Annotated in this window: 19 protein-coding genes and 1 tRNA gene; 10 read left to right on the forward strand and 10 right to left on the reverse strand. The window is 70.7% G+C overall.

Annotated features, from left to right (window positions below; translation table 11 throughout):
• The first annotated feature begins 25 nt into the window (after positions 1 to 25).
• Complete coding sequence (locus LK09_RS16515; RefSeq protein WP_039401965.1) at positions 26 to 1,453, forward strand: RNB domain-containing ribonuclease; 1,428 nt, start codon at positions 26 to 28, stop codon at positions 1,451 to 1,453.
• A 23-nt stretch (positions 1,454 to 1,476) separates the two neighbouring features.
• Here the strand turns inward: LK09_RS16515 and LK09_RS16520 are convergent, their stop codons facing one another.
• The 5 genes from LK09_RS16520 to LK09_RS16545 all read right to left on the reverse strand — a co-directional run bounded on the left by LK09_RS16520 (position 1,477) and on the right by LK09_RS16545 (position 5,603).
• Positions 1,477 to 2,358: a serine hydrolase domain-containing protein gene (locus LK09_RS16520; protein WP_039401968.1), complete on the reverse strand. Its 882-nt coding sequence runs from the start codon at positions 2,356 to 2,358 to the stop codon at positions 1,477 to 1,479.
• 31 nt (positions 2,359 to 2,389) lie between these two features.
• Positions 2,390 to 3,505, reverse strand: coding sequence for an FUSC family protein (locus tag LK09_RS16525; RefSeq protein ID WP_197061083.1), 1,116 nt, complete (start codon positions 3,503 to 3,505; stop codon positions 2,390 to 2,392).
• Between the two features lie 6 nt (positions 3,506 to 3,511).
• Positions 3,512 to 4,561, reverse strand: coding sequence for a CAF17-like 4Fe-4S cluster assembly/insertion protein YgfZ (gene ygfZ / locus LK09_RS16530; protein WP_039401971.1), 1,050 nt, complete (start codon positions 4,559 to 4,561; stop codon positions 3,512 to 3,514).
• Complete coding sequence (locus LK09_RS16535; protein ID WP_039401974.1) at positions 4,561 to 5,172, reverse strand: nitrobindin family protein; 612 nt, start codon at positions 5,170 to 5,172, stop codon at positions 4,561 to 4,563. Before LK09_RS16535 ends, ygfZ begins: the two co-directional genes overlap by 1 nt.
• Positions 5,173 to 5,315: 143 nt before the next feature.
• Positions 5,316 to 5,603, reverse strand: coding sequence for a hypothetical protein (locus LK09_RS16545; protein ID WP_039402083.1), 288 nt, complete (start codon positions 5,601 to 5,603; stop codon positions 5,316 to 5,318).
• 67 nt (positions 5,604 to 5,670) lie between these two features.
• Here LK09_RS16545 and LK09_RS16550 point away from each other — a divergent pair, with 67 nt between their 5' ends.
• The 7 genes from LK09_RS16550 to pstB all read left to right on the forward strand — a co-directional run bounded on the left by LK09_RS16550 (position 5,671) and on the right by pstB (position 13,721).
• Positions 5,671 to 6,375 (forward strand): response regulator transcription factor, encoded by a 705-nt coding sequence (locus LK09_RS16550; RefSeq protein ID WP_039401979.1) that lies wholly within the window; start codon positions 5,671 to 5,673, stop codon positions 6,373 to 6,375.
• Between the two features lie 33 nt (positions 6,376 to 6,408).
• Positions 6,409 to 8,568, forward strand: coding sequence for an RNA degradosome polyphosphate kinase (locus LK09_RS16555; protein WP_039401982.1), 2,160 nt, complete (start codon positions 6,409 to 6,411; stop codon positions 8,566 to 8,568).
• The gene (locus LK09_RS16560; RefSeq protein WP_039401984.1) at positions 8,565 to 9,512 is read left to right on the forward strand and encodes an NUDIX hydrolase; all 948 of its coding nucleotides are present in this window, start codon (positions 8,565 to 8,567) and stop codon (positions 9,510 to 9,512) included. Before LK09_RS16555 ends, LK09_RS16560 begins: the two co-directional genes overlap by 4 nt.
• A 136-nt stretch (positions 9,513 to 9,648) precedes the next feature.
• Positions 9,649 to 10,755: a phosphate ABC transporter substrate-binding protein PstS gene (gene pstS, locus LK09_RS16565; RefSeq protein WP_039401987.1), complete on the forward strand. Its 1,107-nt coding sequence runs from the start codon at positions 9,649 to 9,651 to the stop codon at positions 10,753 to 10,755.
• 76 nt (positions 10,756 to 10,831) lie between these two features.
• On the forward strand, positions 10,832 to 11,782 hold the full coding sequence (gene pstC / locus LK09_RS16570; RefSeq protein ID WP_039401990.1) for a phosphate ABC transporter permease subunit PstC: 951 nt from the start codon (positions 10,832 to 10,834) through the stop codon (positions 11,780 to 11,782).
• Positions 11,779 to 12,900 carry a phosphate ABC transporter permease PstA gene (gene pstA, locus LK09_RS16575; RefSeq protein WP_052226915.1) on the forward strand — a complete coding sequence of 374 codons (1,122 nt, stop codon included), beginning with the start codon at positions 11,779 to 11,781 and terminating at the stop codon, positions 12,898 to 12,900. The genes pstC and pstA overlap by 4 nt, the downstream gene beginning before the upstream one ends.
• Before the next feature lie 41 nt (positions 12,901 to 12,941).
• Positions 12,942 to 13,721, forward strand: coding sequence for a phosphate ABC transporter ATP-binding protein PstB (gene pstB / locus LK09_RS16580; RefSeq protein ID WP_039401993.1), 780 nt, complete (start codon positions 12,942 to 12,944; stop codon positions 13,719 to 13,721).
• 32 nt (positions 13,722 to 13,753) lie between these two features.
• On the opposite strand, the gene LK09_RS16585 is transcribed toward pstB, so the two are convergent.
• The 4 genes from LK09_RS16585 to LK09_RS16600 all read right to left on the reverse strand — a co-directional run bounded on the left by LK09_RS16585 (position 13,754) and on the right by LK09_RS16600 (position 16,337).
• Positions 13,754 to 14,644, reverse strand: a complete 891-nt coding sequence (locus LK09_RS16585; RefSeq protein WP_039401996.1) for an aminotransferase class IV — start codon at positions 14,642 to 14,644, stop codon at positions 13,754 to 13,756.
• A gap of 187 nt (positions 14,645 to 14,831) precedes the next feature.
• Positions 14,832 to 15,470, reverse strand: coding sequence for a hypothetical protein (locus LK09_RS16590; protein ID WP_039402000.1), 639 nt, complete (start codon positions 15,468 to 15,470; stop codon positions 14,832 to 14,834).
• 44 nt (positions 15,471 to 15,514) lie between these two features.
• Positions 15,515 to 15,922: a VOC family protein gene (locus tag LK09_RS16595; RefSeq protein ID WP_039402002.1), complete on the reverse strand. Its 408-nt coding sequence runs from the start codon at positions 15,920 to 15,922 to the stop codon at positions 15,515 to 15,517.
• Between the two features lie 67 nt (positions 15,923 to 15,989).
• Positions 15,990 to 16,337, reverse strand: a complete 348-nt coding sequence (locus LK09_RS16600; protein ID WP_052226919.1) for a helix-turn-helix transcriptional regulator — start codon at positions 16,335 to 16,337, stop codon at positions 15,990 to 15,992.
• Positions 16,338 to 16,484: 147 nt separating this feature from the next.
• Here LK09_RS16600 and LK09_RS16605 point away from each other — a divergent pair.
• Positions 16,485 to 16,556: transfer RNA gene (locus LK09_RS16605), tRNA-Lys, on the forward strand.
• Positions 16,557 to 16,582: 26 nt separating this feature from the next.
• Here LK09_RS16605 and LK09_RS16610 read toward each other — a convergent pair.
• Complete coding sequence (locus LK09_RS16610) at positions 16,583 to 17,248, reverse strand: dihydrofolate reductase family protein (RefSeq protein WP_407939189.1); 666 nt, start codon at positions 17,246 to 17,248, stop codon at positions 16,583 to 16,585.
• 244 nt (positions 17,249 to 17,492) lie between these two features.
• On the opposite strand from LK09_RS16610, the gene LK09_RS22050 reads away from it, so the two are divergent.
• The coding region (locus LK09_RS22050; RefSeq protein WP_231563108.1) for a hypothetical protein at positions 17,493 to 17,728 on the forward strand (236 nt) is incomplete at its 3' end.

Here is a 17,728-nt window from a genome sequence, read left to right on the forward strand (position 1 = left end):
CCGTGGCGCGGCGTACGCTGGCGGGGTGCCCACTCCGCGACATCGGCTGACCGCGTCCACGGCTCAGACCGAGCTCGCGGCGTCCCTCATCGCCCTGCGCGAAGAGTTGCAGGTGCCGGAGGCCTTCCCACCCGAGGTGCTCGCCGAGGCGGATGCCGCCCGTGCCGCGCTCCCCGCCACCGACCTCCGCGACCTCCCGTTCGCGACCCTGGACCCGCCCGGTTCCCGCGACCTCGACCAGGCCTTCCACCTCGAACAGACGCCCCGCGGCTGGCGGGTGCGGTACGCGATCGCCGACGTGCCGTCCGTCGTCGCCCCCGCCGGCGCGGTGGATGCCGAGGCGCGCCGTCGCGGCCAGACGCTGTACGCGGCAGACGGCACGGTGCCGCTGCATCCCGAGGTGCTGAGCGAGGGTCGCGCGTCGCTCCTTCCCGGCCAGGATCGCAGCGCCTTCGTCTGGACCGTGGACCTCGACGCCGACGGCGCCGACATCGGCCACCGGGTGGAGCGTGCCCTCGTCCGCTCGCGCGTGCAGCTCGACTACGCCGGCACGCAGCGGACGCTGGATGCCGGGGCCGACTCTCCGGCGGCGCTGCTGCCGATCATCGGGCGCCTGCGCATCGCCCAGGAGCAGGCGCGCGGCGGCGCGAGCCTGAACCTCCCCGACGAGGACATCGAAAAGGATCCCACCGACGGATACCGGGTGGTTCGCCGGCGCCCCCTGCCGGTGGAGGACTGGAACGCGCAGCTCTCCCTGCTCACCGGCATGGCCGGGGCATCCCTCATGCTCGGCGCGGGCGTCGGCGTGCTGCGCACGATGCCCCCGCCGGACGACGACGCGCTCGCGGACTTCCGGGTGCGCGTCGACGCGCTCGGGCGCCCGTGGGGCGCCGGACAGAGCTACGGCGACTACCTGCGGAGCCTGGACCGCGACGACCCGCAGACCCTCGCCGTGATGCACGCCGCGGCATCCCTGTTCCGCGGCGCGGACTACGCCGCCTTCGACGGCACGGCGCCCGCGGTGACGGTGCAGGCGGCGGTGGCCGCCCCCTACGCGCACGTGACCGCACCGTTGCGCCGACTCGTCGACCGGTGGGGTCTGGTGGTGTGCGAGGCGATCTGCGCCGGCGTCGACGTCCCCGCCTGGGCCCGCGAATCGCTGCCCCAGGTGCCCGAACTCATGCGGTCGTCGACGCAGCGCGCCTCCCGCCTCGCGAGCGGATCGCGCGACCGCATCGAGGCCGCCCTGGTCCGCGACCGGGTCGGCGAGCGCTTCACCGCGGCTGTACTCGGCCGCGACGGGTCGAAGGCCCGCATCCAGATCCGCGACCCGCTGATCACGGCCTCCTGCACGGTGACCGACGGCGCCGCCCCGGGGAGTGAGATCCGCGTCCTGCTGCAGTCCGCGGATATCGCGACGGGCCGGGTCGACTTCACCGAGGTCGCGACCTGACGACGGTGCTGCCGGCTCCGGGGTCAGTCCGCGGAGGCCTCCATCGCGGCGACCGCGAACTCGGCGAGCAGGTGGTCGCGGTGCTCTTCGTGGGCTGTGATCGTGACGACGGCATCCCGCACCTCGTCGACGATGACGTACTGGCCGTAGCGTCCGTCGAGGCGCCAGCATCCACCAGGACCGTTCCAGACGGCGAGTCCGTACTGCGCGGACGAGCCGGGCCCGCCGGTCGGCACCCACTCGGCGTGCATGCGATCGACCCACTCCGCACTGACGATCCGGGTCTCGCCCCATCGTCCGCGGTCGCGCAGCACCCCCCCGATGCGGGCGAGCTCTTCGGTGCGCAGTTCGAGCCCGCTCCCGCCGATGATCCATCCCAGCGGGCAGCGATGCCACTGCGGATTGTGGATGCCGAGCGGGCCGAACAGGCGGGGCATCAGCCAGTCGCGCACGTCGCCGACGGCGGCTCCGAGCATCCGCATCGCCAGGTAGGTGCTCGCGTCGCTGTACTGGAACCGTGTTCCGGCGCCCGCCGACGGGCGCCGCAGCATCTCCTGCGCGAGGTCGGGCCAGGACACCTCCTGGTCGCCGAACCAGGGGAAGTCGATGCCGCTGGTCATCGTGAGGAAGTGGCGGACCGTCACGTGTTCCACGCCCGCGCCGAGGGTCATCGCGGGCAGGAGTTCGGGGACGGTGGTGTCGAGGGTCAGGATGCCCTCGTCGGCGGCGATGCCGATGGCGAGCGCGGCGACCCCCTTGGAGTCGGAGTAGATGTTGACGCGGTCGTCGCTGCGCCACCGGTGCTGCGCCTGCTCGTCTCCCTGCCGGACGTGCACGCCGTAGGCGCCGAGACCGGCGGCGTCGATCGAGGAGACGAGGGAAGTGAGGATGCCGGCTGCGGTCACCCCGTCAGTATTCCAGCCGGCTCCGACATCGTCAGATGTGCGGCAGGGCGGCACGGGCCTCGGCGGCCGGCATGCCCGTGGCCGTCAGCAGATCGACGACGATCGGGCGCATCCCGGCGATCACCTGGTGGTCGCCGAGCGAGGCGTCCGGCATCAGGATCGCCGGATCGAGGCGGGATGCCACCCCCAGCAGCGCCTCGCGGGCAGCCGGCAGGAAGGTGATGTCCTCGAGGCTGTGCGCGAGGAGGTCGGCGCCGCGCATGATGTCGCGCACGATGGCCGCGCTCACCGGCCGTGGCACGCCGTCCTCGGTGACGTAGACCACGTTGCGGGCCACCATCCGGGTGCTGCGCACCACGTAGTCCATCGCCTGGCGCACCTGCTCGTGGCGCTGCAGCTCGGGTCGCTGGCGCCGCAGCCACGGCGAGAAGCCCGCGACGCCGAGCGCCGAGTCCAGGGCGTCCTTCCAGTTGTCCACGAGCGGGCCGAGGCCGCGCGCCTTCTCGAGCGCCCGGGTGGCGCGGTGCCGGTCGCCGCGGCGGAGCGCCTGCACGATCGTGCCGCCGGCGTTCGCGTAGGCGTTGAACAGGGCCCGGCCGTCGCGCACCTCCTCGCGGCGCGGATTGCGCGGGATCAAGGCGGTCGCGAGCAGCGCCGCGATGCCGCCGACGACTCCGTCGATGAGCCGGGCGAACGGCGAGATCGACGGCGACGACATCACCACGATGGCCTGCACAGCCGCCATGATCGCGAACGGCGGGTACGACGAGAGGAACCGGGCGACCAGGAGCGTGCTGCCGAGCACGAGCGCCATCTGCCACCAGCCGGTGCCGGCGACCATCGAGAACCCGTCCGCGATGAGCACGCCCACGAGCATCCCGATGACGGTGATCAGCACGCGCTTGGGCCGGGCATCCCGCACCAACCCGAGGCTCGTGACCGTCACACTCGCCGCGAGGGTCGGGATCGGATGCCCGAGCACGTATCGCGCGAAGCTCCACGCCACCGTCGCCGCGACGACGATCTGCACGATCGCGATCGCGGAGATCCGCAGGCGCTCCACGTTCGGCGTCAGATCGAACCGCGCGCGCCAGCCGGTCTTCACCGGCACGGTCAGTGCCGCGGTCGGCTGCGCGGACTCGGGCATCGGGGCCTACGAGGCCCGTCGGCCCAGGCGCGGCATCCGCGGCACGTCGGCGGTCGCCCCCGCATCGGGCGGAACGATGACCTCCTGCGCGGCGGCGACGTCTCCGTCGGCGGTCGCCACGGCCAGCGCCGCATCCACCGGAACCGACCGGCGCAGCAGCGCGAGGGCGATCGGCCCCTCCTCGAAGTGCAGGGCGGATGCCACGACGGTGCCGACCTCGGCGTCGTCGCGGCGCACCGCGTCACCGCGCGCCGGGACGACGCCGTCGAGCTGCAGCGCGACCAGGCGACGGGGCGGATGCCCGAGGTTGTGCACCTTGGCGACCGTCTCCTGCCCGCGGTAGCAGCCCTTGTTCAGATGCACCGCCGTGCGCAGCCAGTCCATCTCGTGCGGCAGGGTGCGCTCGTCGACGTCCGCCATGCGGGGCCGCCACGCGGCGACGCGCAGGGCGTCCGCGGCGACCGCACCGGCGATGCCCTGCGCGGCGGAGACCACGGACTCGAGGGATGCCACGGGCACGAGGGCCTCCGCCCAGTCGCGCTCGGGGGCCCCGCTGCCGTACGCCCAGCCGCCCGCCGTGACGCCCGGCCACGGGTCGTGCCACACCGCCGCGGCGGGCACGCCCGCGATCGCGGCGCGGGTGCCGGCCACGATCGCGAACTCGTCGCTCGCGTCGCGCGGATCGACCCGGAGCCGAAAGCGCATCCGGCGCAGCCAGGCGAGGAGGCCTTCGGCATCCGCGGCATCCGCGATGAGCCAGGTCGTCTCGCCGTCGTCGACGACGCCGGCGGCGTGTTCCACGTGCCCCTGCGGGTCGAGGATCAGAAGTTCGGTGCTCTCGCCGGGCGCCAGATTCGTCAGGGCCTGCGACGACACCGAGTCGAGCCACGACAGGCGGTCTTCGCCGGGGACGGCGATCACCGCGCGGTCGCCGAGAACCGCCAGCGCTGTGCCGGCGGCCAGCGAGCGCTGCTCCGCGACCGGATTGCCGAGGTGCTGCAGGACGTCGTCCTCCACCACCGCGCCCGGGAGGGTCGTGAGGAAGTCGTGGTTCATCAGTCGACCTTCGCGAGGCGGGCGGACGCGTGCGCGCCGAGGCGCGAGCCGAGGGCCGCGATGTCCCACGCCCACAGCAGGTGCCCCTCGACGAGGCCGTACATGCGCGTCGCCGCGGCGTACTCCTTGGCTCCCTCGGGTCGCACGATCGCGTCGGTGGCGATGTCGATGCGCGGGCCGTTGACCTGGCCCAGGTACAGCTCGCTGATGGCGTCGGCGTGCACCAGCGCCACCTGCAGCGGGAATCCGCCCTCGGGCGTGCGCAGCAGTTCGACGTCGTCGGCGGTGCGCGTGACCGCGTCGGCGGTCGGCGGCAGCAGCGCCGGACCGGCATCCGCCGCCGTCACCGGGCGCGCCACACGCCAGTAGCCGAGCTCCGAGACGAGTCCGGCGCCGCGGCCGTCGTCGGCGGCGTCGTCGAGCATCCACGCCTCGGCCGAGTAGTTCAGGTACGGGCCGCCGTCATGGCTGAAGCTGACGCGGTGCGCGAACTCGCCGTTGACGCGGGTGCCGGACACCTCGTAGTCGATGACGCCGGTGCCCTCCCAGACCCCGATCAGCCACGACAGGGGGACGAGGTCGGCGGGAAGGTCGGTCGGGATCTCGAGCACGACGACCTCAGCGCTGGCCGCGGTACAGGTTCTTGATCACCACTCCGCCGACGAAGACGATCGCAAGCGACGCGAGCGCCAGCAGGCCCACGAAGAAGAGTTCGAGCGCGACAAGGTCCATGCCCTCCACTCTAGCCACTCGATCAGTGCAGCAGCGACGCGATCGCGAAGCCGCCGCTGATCAGCCCGAGCACGAGGAGCGAACCGAGACAGCTCGCGCCGATGCGCTGGATGAACCGCTCGGTGCGACCGTATGCGAGCTGCACGACGAACGAGAGGACGAGGCATCCGGCCATCCCCAGCGCCGCCCACGCGGGCTGCCAGGGCGTCGGCACGAAGACCCCGACCGCGATCCCGATCAGCGCCGCCATCACCCAGACCGCGATGATGCCGCCGAGGGTTCCGCGCGGGGCGAGATCGGGTGCCGACATGCGTCCCATTCTGACATCCCTCCGCGGCCCTAGGATGAGACCTGACGACCAAGCAGGAGGGACCCGCGTGGCGCAGCTGCTCGTTCTGAGCCCCACGACCGATTCCGCCCTGCCCTCGCTCGGCCTGCTGAGCCACCAGGTGAAGTACCTGCACTCCGATCCGGCGTCGCTGGTCAACGCCCCGGTGGTCGACGCCGTGCTGCTGGATGCCCGTGCCGACCTCGTCGCGGCCAAGGCGCTGTGCCGCATCCTCACGACCACGGATGCCGACACCCCGGTGCTGCTGATCGTCACCGAGGGCGGGTTCGCCGCCGTCTCCCCCGAGTGGGGCGTGGCCGACGTGCTGCTGTCCGGCGCCGGGCCGGCCGAGGTGGATGCCCGCCTCCGGCTCGCGCTCGGGAGGGCGTCCGCGACGACCGCCGCTCCGGCCCCGGTGCAGACCTCCGGCGTCACGATCGACGAGGCGTCCTACTCGGCGAAGGTCGGCGGCCGGCCCCTCGACCTCACGTACAAGGAGTTCCAGCTGCTGCACTTCTTCGCGACGCATCCGTCCCGGGTCTTCACCCGCGAGCAGCTGCTCAGCGAGGTGTGGGGCTACGACTATTTCGGGGGCACGCGCACCGTCGACGTGCACGTGCGACGGCTGCGCGCCAAGCTCGGCGAGATGGAGCAGATCATCGGCACCGTGCGCAACGTCGGCTACCGGTTCAACATCGTCGACGAGGCCGACCTGCCCTTCACCGAGACGACGCCGGAAGTTTCCGGAACTTAACCGGATGCCGGGGCACCCTGTCATGATGAGGGGATGATCGAACAGGACGTACTCGACGCGGAACTCGGCGACGACGACGACTTCGAGACGATCGAGGTCGAAGGCACCGAGCTGCCCGATTCCCGCTACCTCGACCGCGAACTCAGCTGGCTCGCCTTCAACCAGCGCGTCCTCGAGCTCGCCGAAGACCCCTCGCAGCCGCTGCTCGAGCGGGCGAACTTCCTGGCGATCTTCGCGAGCAACCTCGACGAGTTCTTCATGGTCCGCGTGGCCGGCCTCAAGCGCCGCATCCTCACCGGCCTCGCCGTCCCCACCAACATCGGCCGCGCCCCGCAGGACGTCCTGGCCGACATCTCCGCCGAGGCGCACCGGCTCCAGGAGCGCCACGTCCGCGCCTGGACCGAGCTGGTGCGCCCCGCCCTCGACGAGGCCGGCATCACGTTCGTCGGCTGGGACGACCTCGACGGCGACGAGCAGGCCGAGCTCTACCGGTACTTCCAGTCGCAGGTGTTCCCGGTGCTGATGCCGCTGGCCGTCGATCCCGCGCACCCGTTCCCGTACATCTCGGGGCTCTCGCTGAACCTCGCGATCCGCATCCGCAACGCCCGCACGGGGCGTCAGGAGTTCGCGCGCCTCAAGGTTCCGCCGATGCTCCCGCGCGTGGTCGAGCTGCCGCGCGTCGACGGGCGCATCCGCCTGCTGCCGCTGGAAGACCTCATCTCCAACAACCTCGCCGACCTCTTCCCCGGCATGGAGATCCTCGACCACCACACCTTCCGCCTGACGCGCAACGAAGACGTCGTCATCGAAGAGGACGAGACCGAGAACCTCATCCAGGCGCTGGAGGCCGAGCTCTCCCGCCGCCGCTTCGGCCCGCCGATCCGCCTCGAGGTCACCGAGGACATGGACGACGTCACGATGGCGCTGCTGCTGGACGAGCTGGAGATCACCGAGCAGGAGGTCTACCGGCTGCAGGGGCTGCTCGACCTGCGAGCGCTGTTCGACCTCGGCCGCATCGACCGGCCGGACCTCAAGTATCCGGCGCGGGTGCCGGTCACCGCCGTGCCCTTCCAGCCGTCCGAGCAGAACGGCACGGCCGACATCTTCGCCGCCATCCGCAAGGGCGACGTCCTCGTGCACCACCCGTACGAGTCGTTCGCGACGAGCGTCCAGGCGTTCCTCGAGCAGGCCGCGAAAGACCCGCAGGTGCTCGCCATCAAGCAGACCCTGTACCGCACCTCCGGCGACAGCCCGATCGTCCAGGCCCTCATCGACGCGGCGCAGGCGGGCAAGCAGGTGCTCGCCCTGGTCGAGGTGAAGGCGCGGTTCGACGAAGCCGCCAACATCCTCTGGGCGCGCAAGCTCGAAAAGGCCGGCGTGCACGTCGTGTACGGCCTGGTGGGCCTGAAGACCCACTGCAAGCTCGCCCTGGTCGTGCGCCAGGAAGAGGGGATGCTGCGCAGCTACTGCCACATCGGCACGGGCAACTACAACCCCAAGACCAGCCGCATCTACGAGGACTTCGGCCTGTTCACGATCGACGAGCAGGTCGGCAAAGACCTCACCCGCCTGTTCAACGAGCTCTCCGGGTACGCGATCGAGAAGAAGTTCAAGCGGCTCCTGGTCGCTCCGCTGCACCTGCGCCGCGGCCTGCTGCGGCACATCGACCGGGAACGGCGCAACGCCCTCGCCGGCAAGCCCGCCCGCATCCGCATCAAGGTCAACTCGATGGTCGACGAGCAGATCATCGACGCGCTCTACCGCGCCAGCCAGGCCGGTGTGCCGGTCGACGTGTGGGTGCGCGGGATCTGCAGCCTCAAGCCCGGCGTGCCGGGCCTCAGCGAGAGCATCCGGGTGCGCAGCATCCTCGGCCGCTACCTCGAGCACTCGCGCATCTTCTCGTTCGCGAACGACGGCGACGAGATCGTCTACATCGGCAGCGCCGACATGATGCACCGCAACCTCGACCGCCGCGTCGAGGCTCTCGTGCGCGTCATCCACCCGCCCCACGTCAAAGAGCTCGACGACCTGTTCACCCTCGCGATGAGCGACGAGACGGCATCGTGGCACCTGACCGCCGACGGGGTCTGGGAGCGGCACGCGGTGGGCGCCGACGGAGCCCGTCTCGCCGACCTCCAGGACCTCACGATGGCGGCCGTGCAGAAGCGGCGGCGGGTCCGGGCGGTCCGATGAGCACGGCGGTCGAGACCGCGGTCTACGCCGCCGGAGGCGTCATCTGGAGGATCGTCGAGGGCAAGTTGCGCGTGCTCGTCGTCCACCGCGGCCGCTACCGCGACGTCAGCCTCCCCAAGGGCAAGGTCGACCCGGGCGAGATGCTCGCCGAGACCGCCGTGCGCGAGATCGCCGAAGAGACCGGCATCCGCGTGGCGCTGGGCGTCCCTGTCGGAATCTCCCGGTACGTCATGCCCTCGGGGCGTCAGAAGATCGTGCACTACTGGGCGGCGCAGGCGACCGAGGAGGCGATCCGGGCGAGCACGTTCGTGCCCAATCACGAGATCGCGGCGCTCGAATGGCTTTCGCCCAAGAAGCTGCTCAAGCAGCTCAGCTACGCGATCGACGTCGAGATCGCCGAGAACTTCCTCCAGCTCGTCGACGACGGGGTGCTGCAGACCTTTCCGGTCATCGCGCAGCGGCACGCGCGCTCGACGCCGCGCGAGGACTGGAAGAAGTCCGAGAACACCCGCCCGCTGACCGCCCGCGGAGTGAAGCAGGCCAAGCTCGTCGCGCGGGCGCTGCGCGCCTTCGGTCCGCAGCGCATCGTCACGAGCCCGGCCGTGCGGTGCGTGCAGACGGTCCAGCCGCTCGCCGAACTGACCGGCATCAAGATCTCCCAGTCGCGGCTCATCAGCCAGGCGGCCTGGGAGGAGGGCGAGTCGGATGCCCGGTACATCGTCGGCAAGACGGTGCGCTCGCGCACCGGAACGGTGCTGTGCAGCCACGGCCCCGTGCTGCCGGAGATCCTGAGCGAGCTGGCGCTGGCGACCGGGACCCTGCGCGGCTCGTATCTCGGCAGCGCCTCGGCCCTGGCGATGGGCGGCTTCTCCGTCGTCCACCTCTCGGCCGCGAACCCCGGATCGGGGATCGTCACGATCGAGACGCACGAGCCCAATCTCTGAGGCGCCGACGCCAGTTGTTGGGCCGTGGTTCACCTGCCGTTCACCTTCTGACAGCATCCGCGTCATCCTGTCTGCTTAGCGTCGTGGCGAGCCCGACAGCAGGGCTCCAACCCTGATCACGAGAAGGACTCACACTGTGAAGCTCTCCCGCATCGCGCCGCTCGGCGCTGTCGCCCTCGCAACCGCTCTGGTTCTCGCCGGTTGTGCGTCCAACGAAGGCTCGACCCCCGCCTCGTCGTCGTCGGGCTCGGCAGGCGCTGCGCTCACCGGCACGCTCAACGGCATCGGCTCCTCGGCTCAGGGCGCTGCCCAGACCGTCTGGATCGCCGGCATCCAGGGCATCAACCCGAACCTGACCATCAATTACGACCCGCAGGGCTCCGGCGCCGGCCGCAAGAGCTTCATCTCGGGTGCGGCAGACTACGCCGGCTCCGACGCCGCGCTGAAGGACGAGGAGCTCGCGGGCACCTTCGCCCTGTGCGCCTCCGGCACCAAGGGCATCGACCTTCCCGTCTACATCTCGCCGATCGCCGTGGCGTACAACGTCGACGGCCTGACCGACCTGAAGCTCGACGCGCCGACCATCGCGAAGATCTTCTCGGGCAAGATCACCAAGTGGAACGACCCGGCGATCGTCGCGCTGAACTCCGGCGCCAAGCTGCCGTCGGCCTCGATCACCGTCGTGCACCGTTCGGATGACTCGGGCACCACGCAGAACTTCACCGACTACCTCGCGCAGAACGCCGCCGCCGAGTGGGGCAAGCCCGCGAACCAGACCTTCCCGTACCAGGTCGGCGACGCCGCCAAGGGCACCTCGGGTGTCGCCGAGGCCGCCAAGAACGCGAAGAACTCGATCACCTACATCGACGAGTCGGGCATCGGCACGACCGGCCTGAAGGTCGCCGAGCTCAAGGTCGGCAGCACCTTCAACAAGATCTCGGCCGAAGGCGCCGCCGCGGTCGTCAACGACTCGCCGCTCGTCTCGGGCCGCGCCGCCAACGACCTCGCGATCAAGATCAACCGCACCGACACGCAGGCGAACGCCTGGCCGCTGGTGCTCGTCTCGTACGTCATCGGCTGCCAGCAGTACAAGGATGCCGCCAAGGCCAAGCTCGTGAGCGACTACGTGAAGTACATCGTCACGCCGGAGGCGCAGGCCGCCGCCGCCAAGCAGGCCGGTTCCGCCCCGCTGTCGAGCGAACTCGCCGCGAAGGTGAACACCGCCGCCGCGTCCATCAAGTGATCCAGTCGGGTGGTGGGCGCGACTGCGCCCGCCACCCGCACTTGACTTCCCTCCCGAAACGCAGGAAAAAGGGCGAATGACCACCAGCACCGCCACCCCCACGGCCGACAAGCCCAAGCCGATGGTGCGCGTCGGAGACCGCGTCTTCAAGTCGACGACGGTCGTCTCCGGCTCCATCATCCTGGCGGTCCTCGCGGCCGTCGCCGTGTTCCTCATCCTGCAGTCGCTTCCCGCGCTGTTCGCGAAGCCCGGCGAACTCCCCAACAACGCCGACAACTTCTGGCAGTACGTGTGGCCCCTGGTGTTCGGCACCGTGTGGTCGGCGTTCCTCGCGCTGCTGATCGCGACCCCGCTGTCGATCGGCATCGCCCTGTTCATCTCGCACTACGCGCCGCGCCGCCTCGCGCGGACCCTCGGCTACATCGTCGACCTGCTGGCGGCGATCCCCTCGGTCGTCTACGGCCTGTGGGGCATCGCGACCCTGTCCGTGTTCGTGCAGCCGTTCTACGCCTGGCTGACCGAGAACATGGGCTGGTTCCCCCTCTTCGCGCCGCCCGTCTCCGGCACCGGCCGCACCATCCTCACCGCGGCGATCGTGCTCGCCGTGATGGTCATCCCGATCATGACCGCGATCTGCCGCGAGGTCTTCCTGCAGACCCCGCGGCTCAACGAGGAGGCCGCCCTCGCCCTCGGCGCCACGCGCTGGGAGATGGTGCGCCTGGCCGTCCTGCCCTTCTCCCGCAGCGGCATCATCTCGGCGATCATGCTGGGCCTCGGTCGCGCGCTCGGAGAGACCCTCGCGATCGCCATGGTGCTCTCGCCCGCGTTCATCGTGAAGTTCGCGGTCCTGCAGGCGCAGAGCCCGAACACCATCGCCGCCAACATCGCGCTGCAGTTCCCGGAGGCGACCGGTCTGTCCGTCAACGCGCTCGTCGCCACCGGTCTGGTGCTGTTCGCGGTCACCCTGATCGTGAACATGCTCGCCCGCGCCATCATCAACCGCAAGCCCTCGGGAGCCTCCTCGTGACCACTCAGGCCACCGCCGCGACCGCGCCGCCCCCGGGCCCTTCCCGCCCCCGCACCGGCGGCGCGAACACGCTCACCGCCGGACGCCTGCACCGGGCTGTGCCGTGGCTGCTGCTGGCCGGATGCTGGATCGTCACCGGCACCGTCTACGGGCTGATGGCGGCATCCGGAGCCACGAGCGGCTTCGACCCGGTCGGCACGATCTTCTTCGGCACGGTGCTCTTCGTCATCCTGCTGACCCTCCTCTCGCGCATCGTCGAGGGCGGGCGCCGCTCGATCGACCGGCTCGTCACGTCGCTCGTGCTGACCGCGTTCATCATCGCGCTCCTCCCCCTCGTCTCGCTCGTGTGGACGGTCATCGCCAACGGCCTGGCCCGGTTCGACGTGCAGTTCTTCAGCGAGTCGATGCGCAACGTCATCGGCGCCGGTGGCGGGGCGCTGCACGCCATCATCGGCACGCTGCTGATCACGCTGACCACGGCGATCATCTCGGTGCCGATCGGCATCCTCGCCGCCGTCTACCTCGTCGAGTACGGCGGGGGCGCGCTCGCCCGCGCGATCACGTTCTTCGTCGACGTCATGACCGGCATCCCGTCCATCGTCGCGGGTCTGTTCGTCTACGCCCTCTTCGCCCTGATCTTCGGGCCGGCCGTGCGCAACGGCTTCATGGGTGCGATCGCCCTGTCGGTGCTGATGATCCCCGTCGTCGTCCGTTCCTGCGAGGAGATCCTGCGCCTGGTGCCGAACGAACTCCGCGAGGCCTCCTACGCGCTCGGCGTTCCGAAGTGGCGCACCATCGTCAAGATCGTGCTGCCCACCTCGATCGCCGGACTCGTGACGGGTGTCATGCTCGCCATCGCGCGCGTCATCGGCGAGACGGCCCCGCTGCTGATCGTGTGCGGATTCACGTTCAGCATGAACTACGACATCTTCAACGAGCGCATGATGACGCTGCCGGTGTTCGTGTACACCCAGTACACGCAGGCCGCGGGCGTCGCCGCACAGGCATCCATCGATCGGGCCTGGACCGCCGCTCTGGTGCTTATCCTCATCGTGATGGCACTGAACCTCATCGCGCGCCTGATCGCCAAGATCTTCGCCCCCAAGTACGGCCGCTGAGCATCGCGCCGGCCGGCCGAACACCCCACGAAGGAACCCACGTGTCCAAGAGCATCGAAGTCAACGACCTCAACGTCTACTACGGCGACTTCCTCGCCGTCGAGGGCGTCAACATGCGGATCGAGCCGCGCACCGTCACCGCGTTCATCGGCCCGTCCGGATGCGGCAAGTCCACGTTCCTGCGCACGCTGAACCGCATGCACGAGGTCATCCCCGGCGCCCGCGTCGCCGGCGAGGTGCTGCTGGACGGCGACGACCTGTACGGGCCGGGCGTCGACCCGGTGGCGGTGCGACGCCAGGTGGGCATGGTCTTCCAGCGTCCCAACCCGTTCCCGACGATGTCCATCAAGGAGAACGTGCTCGCGGGCGTCCGCCTGAACAACAAGCGCATCTCGAAGTCGGACGCGAGCGACCTCGTCGAGAGCTCGCTGCGCGGCGCGAACCTGTGGAACGAGGTCAAGGATCGCCTCGACAAGCCCGGCGGCGGCCTCTCCGGCGGCCAGCAGCAGCGACTGTGCATCGCGCGCGCGATCGCCGTGTCGCCCCAGGTGCTGCTAATGGACGAGCCGTGCTCGGCCCTCGACCCGATCTCGACCTACGCGATCGAGGAGCTCATCGGCGAGCTCAAGAGCGAGTACACGATCGTGATCGTGACCCACAACATGCAGCAGGCGTCGCGCGTCTCCGAGCGCACCGCCTTCTTCAACATCGACGGCCCGGGCACCCCCGGGCGGCTCATCGAGTTCAACGACACCGGCGCGCTGTTCACGACGCCGACCGTCCAGGCCACCGAGGACTACGTCTCGGGCCGCTTCGGGTAAGCGGCTTCCGTTCGCCGGACGGGCACCGCGCGTCAGTCGCGCGGGCTCAGCAGGTACCGGTTGAGGGATGCCGTCAGTTCGGCGTCGATGGGCTTCGCCAGACCGTCCACCGCGGTGATGGGCGCGGCCAGTCGCACGCTCGACAGCAGCCAGGCGGCATCCGCGGCCGCGAGCGCGGCGACGGGCAGACGCTCGTACGACGCGCTGTGCCCCTGCGCCCGCAGATGGTCGAAGAGGCTGACCTGCGTGGTGCCCTGCAGGATGCCGGCGCCCGGCTCCGGGCTGACGAACCGGTCGCCGAGGCGCAGCACGACGCTGGCGGTGGGCGCCTCGAGCAGGATGCCGTCCGTCGACACGAAGACGGCGTCGTCGGCCCCGCGCCGCACCGCCTCGCGGATCGCGGCCATGTTGACGGCGTAGGACAGCGTCTTCGCACCGAGCAGCAGCCAGGGCGCGCGGGCGGGAGCGTCACTGTCGACGCCGCGATCGAGGGTCACCACGCGCACACCGCGGGTGCGGGCGTCGGTGAAGTCGGCCGCCGGGGATGCCGTGACCCACGCGGTCGGCGCCGGCCCGTGCTCGACCCCGCGGCTCAGGATCAGCTTGATGACCCACTCCCCCGGACCGCACTCGGCGGCGGCGATCGCGGCCGCCTGACGCCACTGCTCCAGATGCGGCTCGGGCAGGTCGCACAGCAGGGCGGAGTGCGCGAGCCGCTGCAGGTGCGGCCCGATCTCCTGCGCGTGGCCGTCGACGACGCCGATCGACTCGAAGATGCCGTCGCCGCGCTGTGTGCTGAGCTCGCCCACGCTCAGCGCGGGGGCGGACGGATCGATGCGGCGGAAGCTGTCGCTGAAGTCGGCGCGCTCCTCATCGGTGGACTCGGCGGGGGTGATCAGCAGGGCGAATCGGGCAGCGGCCATACCCCGAGCCTATTCCCGTGGTTCGCGCTGGGCGATCGCCGAGAGGGGTGCCCGACGGGTCCGTTAGACTTGGGGACGCCGGGCCGCAGCAAACCCCGGGCTCCATCTTCTGTCGCTTCGAGCGAACCTGCGCCGAGAGGCGTTTCTGCGGTCCGGCACTGCTCTGTCCGGCCTGCGCCGTGCGCCGTCAGGTCAGCGCTTCTCGGCGCCACAGCCCCGCACAGCCGGTGAGGTCGACGGCCATGGTCGACAGCCGCAGCGCACGCCGGGTGAACGTCGTCGCCCGCGCCGGTTCGGTCGCTTCGTAGTCGTCGGCCAGGTGCGTCGCTCCGGATGCCTGCACGCGGCAGAACGCGGCGGCGCGGTCCAGTGCAACGGCGAAGTCTCCGGTGAATGCACCGCGCAGGATCGTGTCGATGACGGCGACCAGTTCGTCCGGCGACGCCGGGACGGGCGCGCCCGCGACGACCGGGTCGACAGACGGCAGTTCGATGCGGCCGCGTTCGTACAGGAGCGCCGCCGTCCGCGGGTCGTTGTGGATGGTCAGCTGCAGGAGGTACAGCATCCACAGCGCCCCGGGCAGCGAATGCGCGGGCGCCTTCGACCACAGCTCGGCGACGTCGTGCAGCCCGTGCTCGTCGGTGAACGACAGGAGCCGGTCGATGACCTCGGGCTGCGGGTCGTTGCGGACCCGTGCCAGCAGCGCCGCCGCCGTGGAGTGCGCGACCCGCGAGACCTCGGCGGGATCCGAACCGGTGAAGAGGCGGTCGAACGTCTCACCGGGAAGTCGCACGGGCTTGTGGAACTCGCGTGGTGTGCCGGCCATCCCTCCAGGGTAGTTCAGGCGGAGGGACGGCCGGCCGGGGCGGGTCAGGCCTGGTTGATGCGGATGAGGTTGCCCGCCGGGTCGCGGAACGCGCAGTCGCGGGGTCCCCACGGCTGCACCTTCGGCTCCTGGAGCACCTCGGCGCCGGAGGCGAGCACGCGCTCGTACAGGCCGTCGAGGTCGGAGGTCGCGAAGACGAACGGGCCCGGTCCGGAGCCCTTGACGACCAGGCGCGCGAGAGCCTCGCCGTCGTCGGGCGAGCGGCCGGCGCCGGGGTCGGAGAGCACCAGCGTGACTCCGGGCTGGTTCGTGAAGCCGAGGGACACCCAGCGGTGCCCGTCGGAGGAGACGTCGTTGAGCAGTTCCAGCCCGAGGGCGTCGCGGTAGAACGCGATGGCGGCGTCCACGTCGTCGACGGTCACGGGGCTGTAGGCGAGGGAGATATCGGTCATGTCCCTCACGCTACGAGCCGCGGATGCGGGATGCTTCTCGAATCCTGCTCGGTCCGCTCACCGGGCGTCACACCGGCGGGCGCGGGCGGGTCAGCACCATCGCCATGCACGACGGCATCGCCTCGGCGGCGGCGTGCGGGCGATTCCGGTACGCCGAGGGCGACTCGCCGGCGAGGCGGCTGAAGGTCGAGCTGAATGATCCGAGCGACGTACAGCCCACCGCGGTGCAGGCATCCGTCACGGTCATGCCGTCGCGCAGCAACGCCATCGCGCGCTCGATGCGCCGCGTCATGAGGTAGGAGTACGGCGTCTCGCCGTACGCGGTCTTGAACTCGCGGCTGAAGTGCGCGGGCGACATGAACGCCTTCGCCGCCATCGTGGGGACGTCGAGCGGCTCCGCGTAGGCCCGGTCCATGAGGTCGCGGGCCTGCCGCAGATGCGCGAGCGTCTGGACGGTCTGAGGAGCGGATGCCACCCTTCGAGGCTATCCGCAGCCCGAGGCGGCCGGGGCGGACGTGCCCGTGTCGGTCGTCCTCGCCCGGGTGTCATAGGCTGGACCGGCGCCCCCGTAGCTCAGAGGAAGAGCAGCGGACTTTTAATCCGCGGGTCGAGATTTCGAAATTCTCCGGGGGCACTTCTTCGCCACCTCGCCGCGTCGGATCACTCGCGACGGAACGTGAGGTGGATCGTGCCGCTGTCGGCGGTTTCGGCAACGACGTCGTAGCCCGCCTCGAGCCCGCGCAGGTCGTCCCACAGGCGGATGCCGCGCCCGAGCAGGATCGGGGCGATCGCGACGTGCAGCCGGTCGACGAGCCCGGCCGCGAGGAACTGCCGGACGGTCGTGGGTCCGCCGCCGATCCGCACGTCTTTGCCGCCGGCGGCCTCATGGGCGAGCTCGAGGGCGTGCTCGATGTCGGTGTCGACGAACCGGAACGTCGTGCCGCCTTCCATCTCGAGCGTCGGGTGCGGCGTATGCGTGAGCACGAACACCGGCACGTGGAACGGCGGGTTCTCGCCCCACCACCCGCGCCAGTCCGGGTCATCCCCGTGATCGTGCAGGCCGAACATGCCGGCACCCATGATCTCGGCGCCGACCTCTTCGAAATAGGCTTCGGCGTACGCCTCGTCGACACCGGTCGTGCCGGCGCCGCTGGTGTCGCCGAGAACCCGGGCGCGGAACGTGCGGGTCGCGGTGTACGCACCCACCAGCCGGCCCCAGTCGTGCCCGAACGGATTCTCGGGGGTCTGATCGGTGGTCGTGGCGTAACCGTCGAGCGAGATGTTGAGGTCGACGCGGACGGCGCCGCGCGGCATGGGCGATGTCATGAAGGTCTCCTGTCGTTCAGTCCCGAACGTAGCGGATACCCCCGACGGCGTGGCCGGGTGCCCCTCGAGCCGCGTGATGGCGGGGTCGGGCTCAGAAGGGAGTCGTACCGTCTGGTACCGCGATCCTGCGCCCGATCGGTCCCTCGGAATCAATCCCGGGGGGTCGGCCGGGTGGTCGGTCGGGGACGAAGCGGACGGCGGCGGGGGGCCGGGTGCGGTACCCGCGGCGAGTCGGGGATGTGAAGTGCAGGATGCCGCCCGGGAGCTGCTCGACATGCCAGTCGGTGTGGTGCTTCACCGTGTGGTGGCGTTCGCACAGGCAGGCGAGGTTGCACAGGGCGGTGGGTCCGCCCTCAGCGTGGGCGGTGGTGTGGTCGATGTCGCATTTTCGGGCGGGGCGGCGGCAGCCGGGGAACCGGCAGGTCTCATCCCTGGCTTGCAGGAGACGTCGCATGGCGGTGCAGGGTCGGCGTTTGTCGA

This window comes from Microbacterium mangrovi, from assembly GCF_000802305.1.
In the GTDB taxonomy this organism is placed as follows: Bacteria; Actinomycetota; Actinomycetes; order Actinomycetales; family Microbacteriaceae; genus Microbacterium; species Microbacterium mangrovi.

Excerpts from the sequence above, each read along its gene's own strand:
- LK09_RS16590 (WP_039402000.1), bottom strand. The coding sequence starts at position 15,470 with ATGGCCGGCACACCACGCGAGTTCCACAAGCCCGTGCGACTTCCCGGT.
- LK09_RS16525 (WP_197061083.1), bottom strand. The coding sequence starts at position 3,505 with ATGCCCGAGTCCGCGCAGCCGACCGCGGCACTGACCGTGCCGGTGAAG.
- LK09_RS16595 (WP_039402002.1), bottom strand. The coding sequence starts at position 15,922 with ATGACCGATATCTCCCTCGCCTACAGCCCCGTGACCGTCGACGACGTG.
- LK09_RS16555 (WP_039401982.1), top strand. The coding sequence starts at position 6,409 with ATGATCGAACAGGACGTACTCGACGCGGAACTCGGCGACGACGACGAC.
- LK09_RS16560 (WP_039401984.1), top strand. The coding sequence starts at position 8,565 with ATGAGCACGGCGGTCGAGACCGCGGTCTACGCCGCCGGAGGCGTCATC.
- LK09_RS16610 (WP_407939189.1), bottom strand. The coding sequence starts at position 17,248 with ATGACATCGCCCATGCCGCGCGGCGCCGTCCGCGTCGACCTCAACATC.
- LK09_RS16600 (WP_052226919.1), bottom strand. The coding sequence starts at position 16,337 with ATGGACCGGGCCTACGCGGAGCCGCTCGACGTCCCCACGATGGCGGCG.
- ygfZ (WP_039401971.1), bottom strand. The coding sequence starts at position 4,561 with ATGAACCACGACTTCCTCACGACCCTCCCGGGCGCGGTGGTGGAGGAC.
- pstC (WP_039401990.1), top strand. The coding sequence starts at position 10,832 with ATGACCACCAGCACCGCCACCCCCACGGCCGACAAGCCCAAGCCGATG.
- LK09_RS16545 (WP_039402083.1), bottom strand. The coding sequence starts at position 5,603 with ATGTCGGCACCCGATCTCGCCCCGCGCGGAACCCTCGGCGGCATCATC.
- LK09_RS16585 (WP_039401996.1), bottom strand. The coding sequence starts at position 14,644 with ATGGCCGCTGCCCGATTCGCCCTGCTGATCACCCCCGCCGAGTCCACC.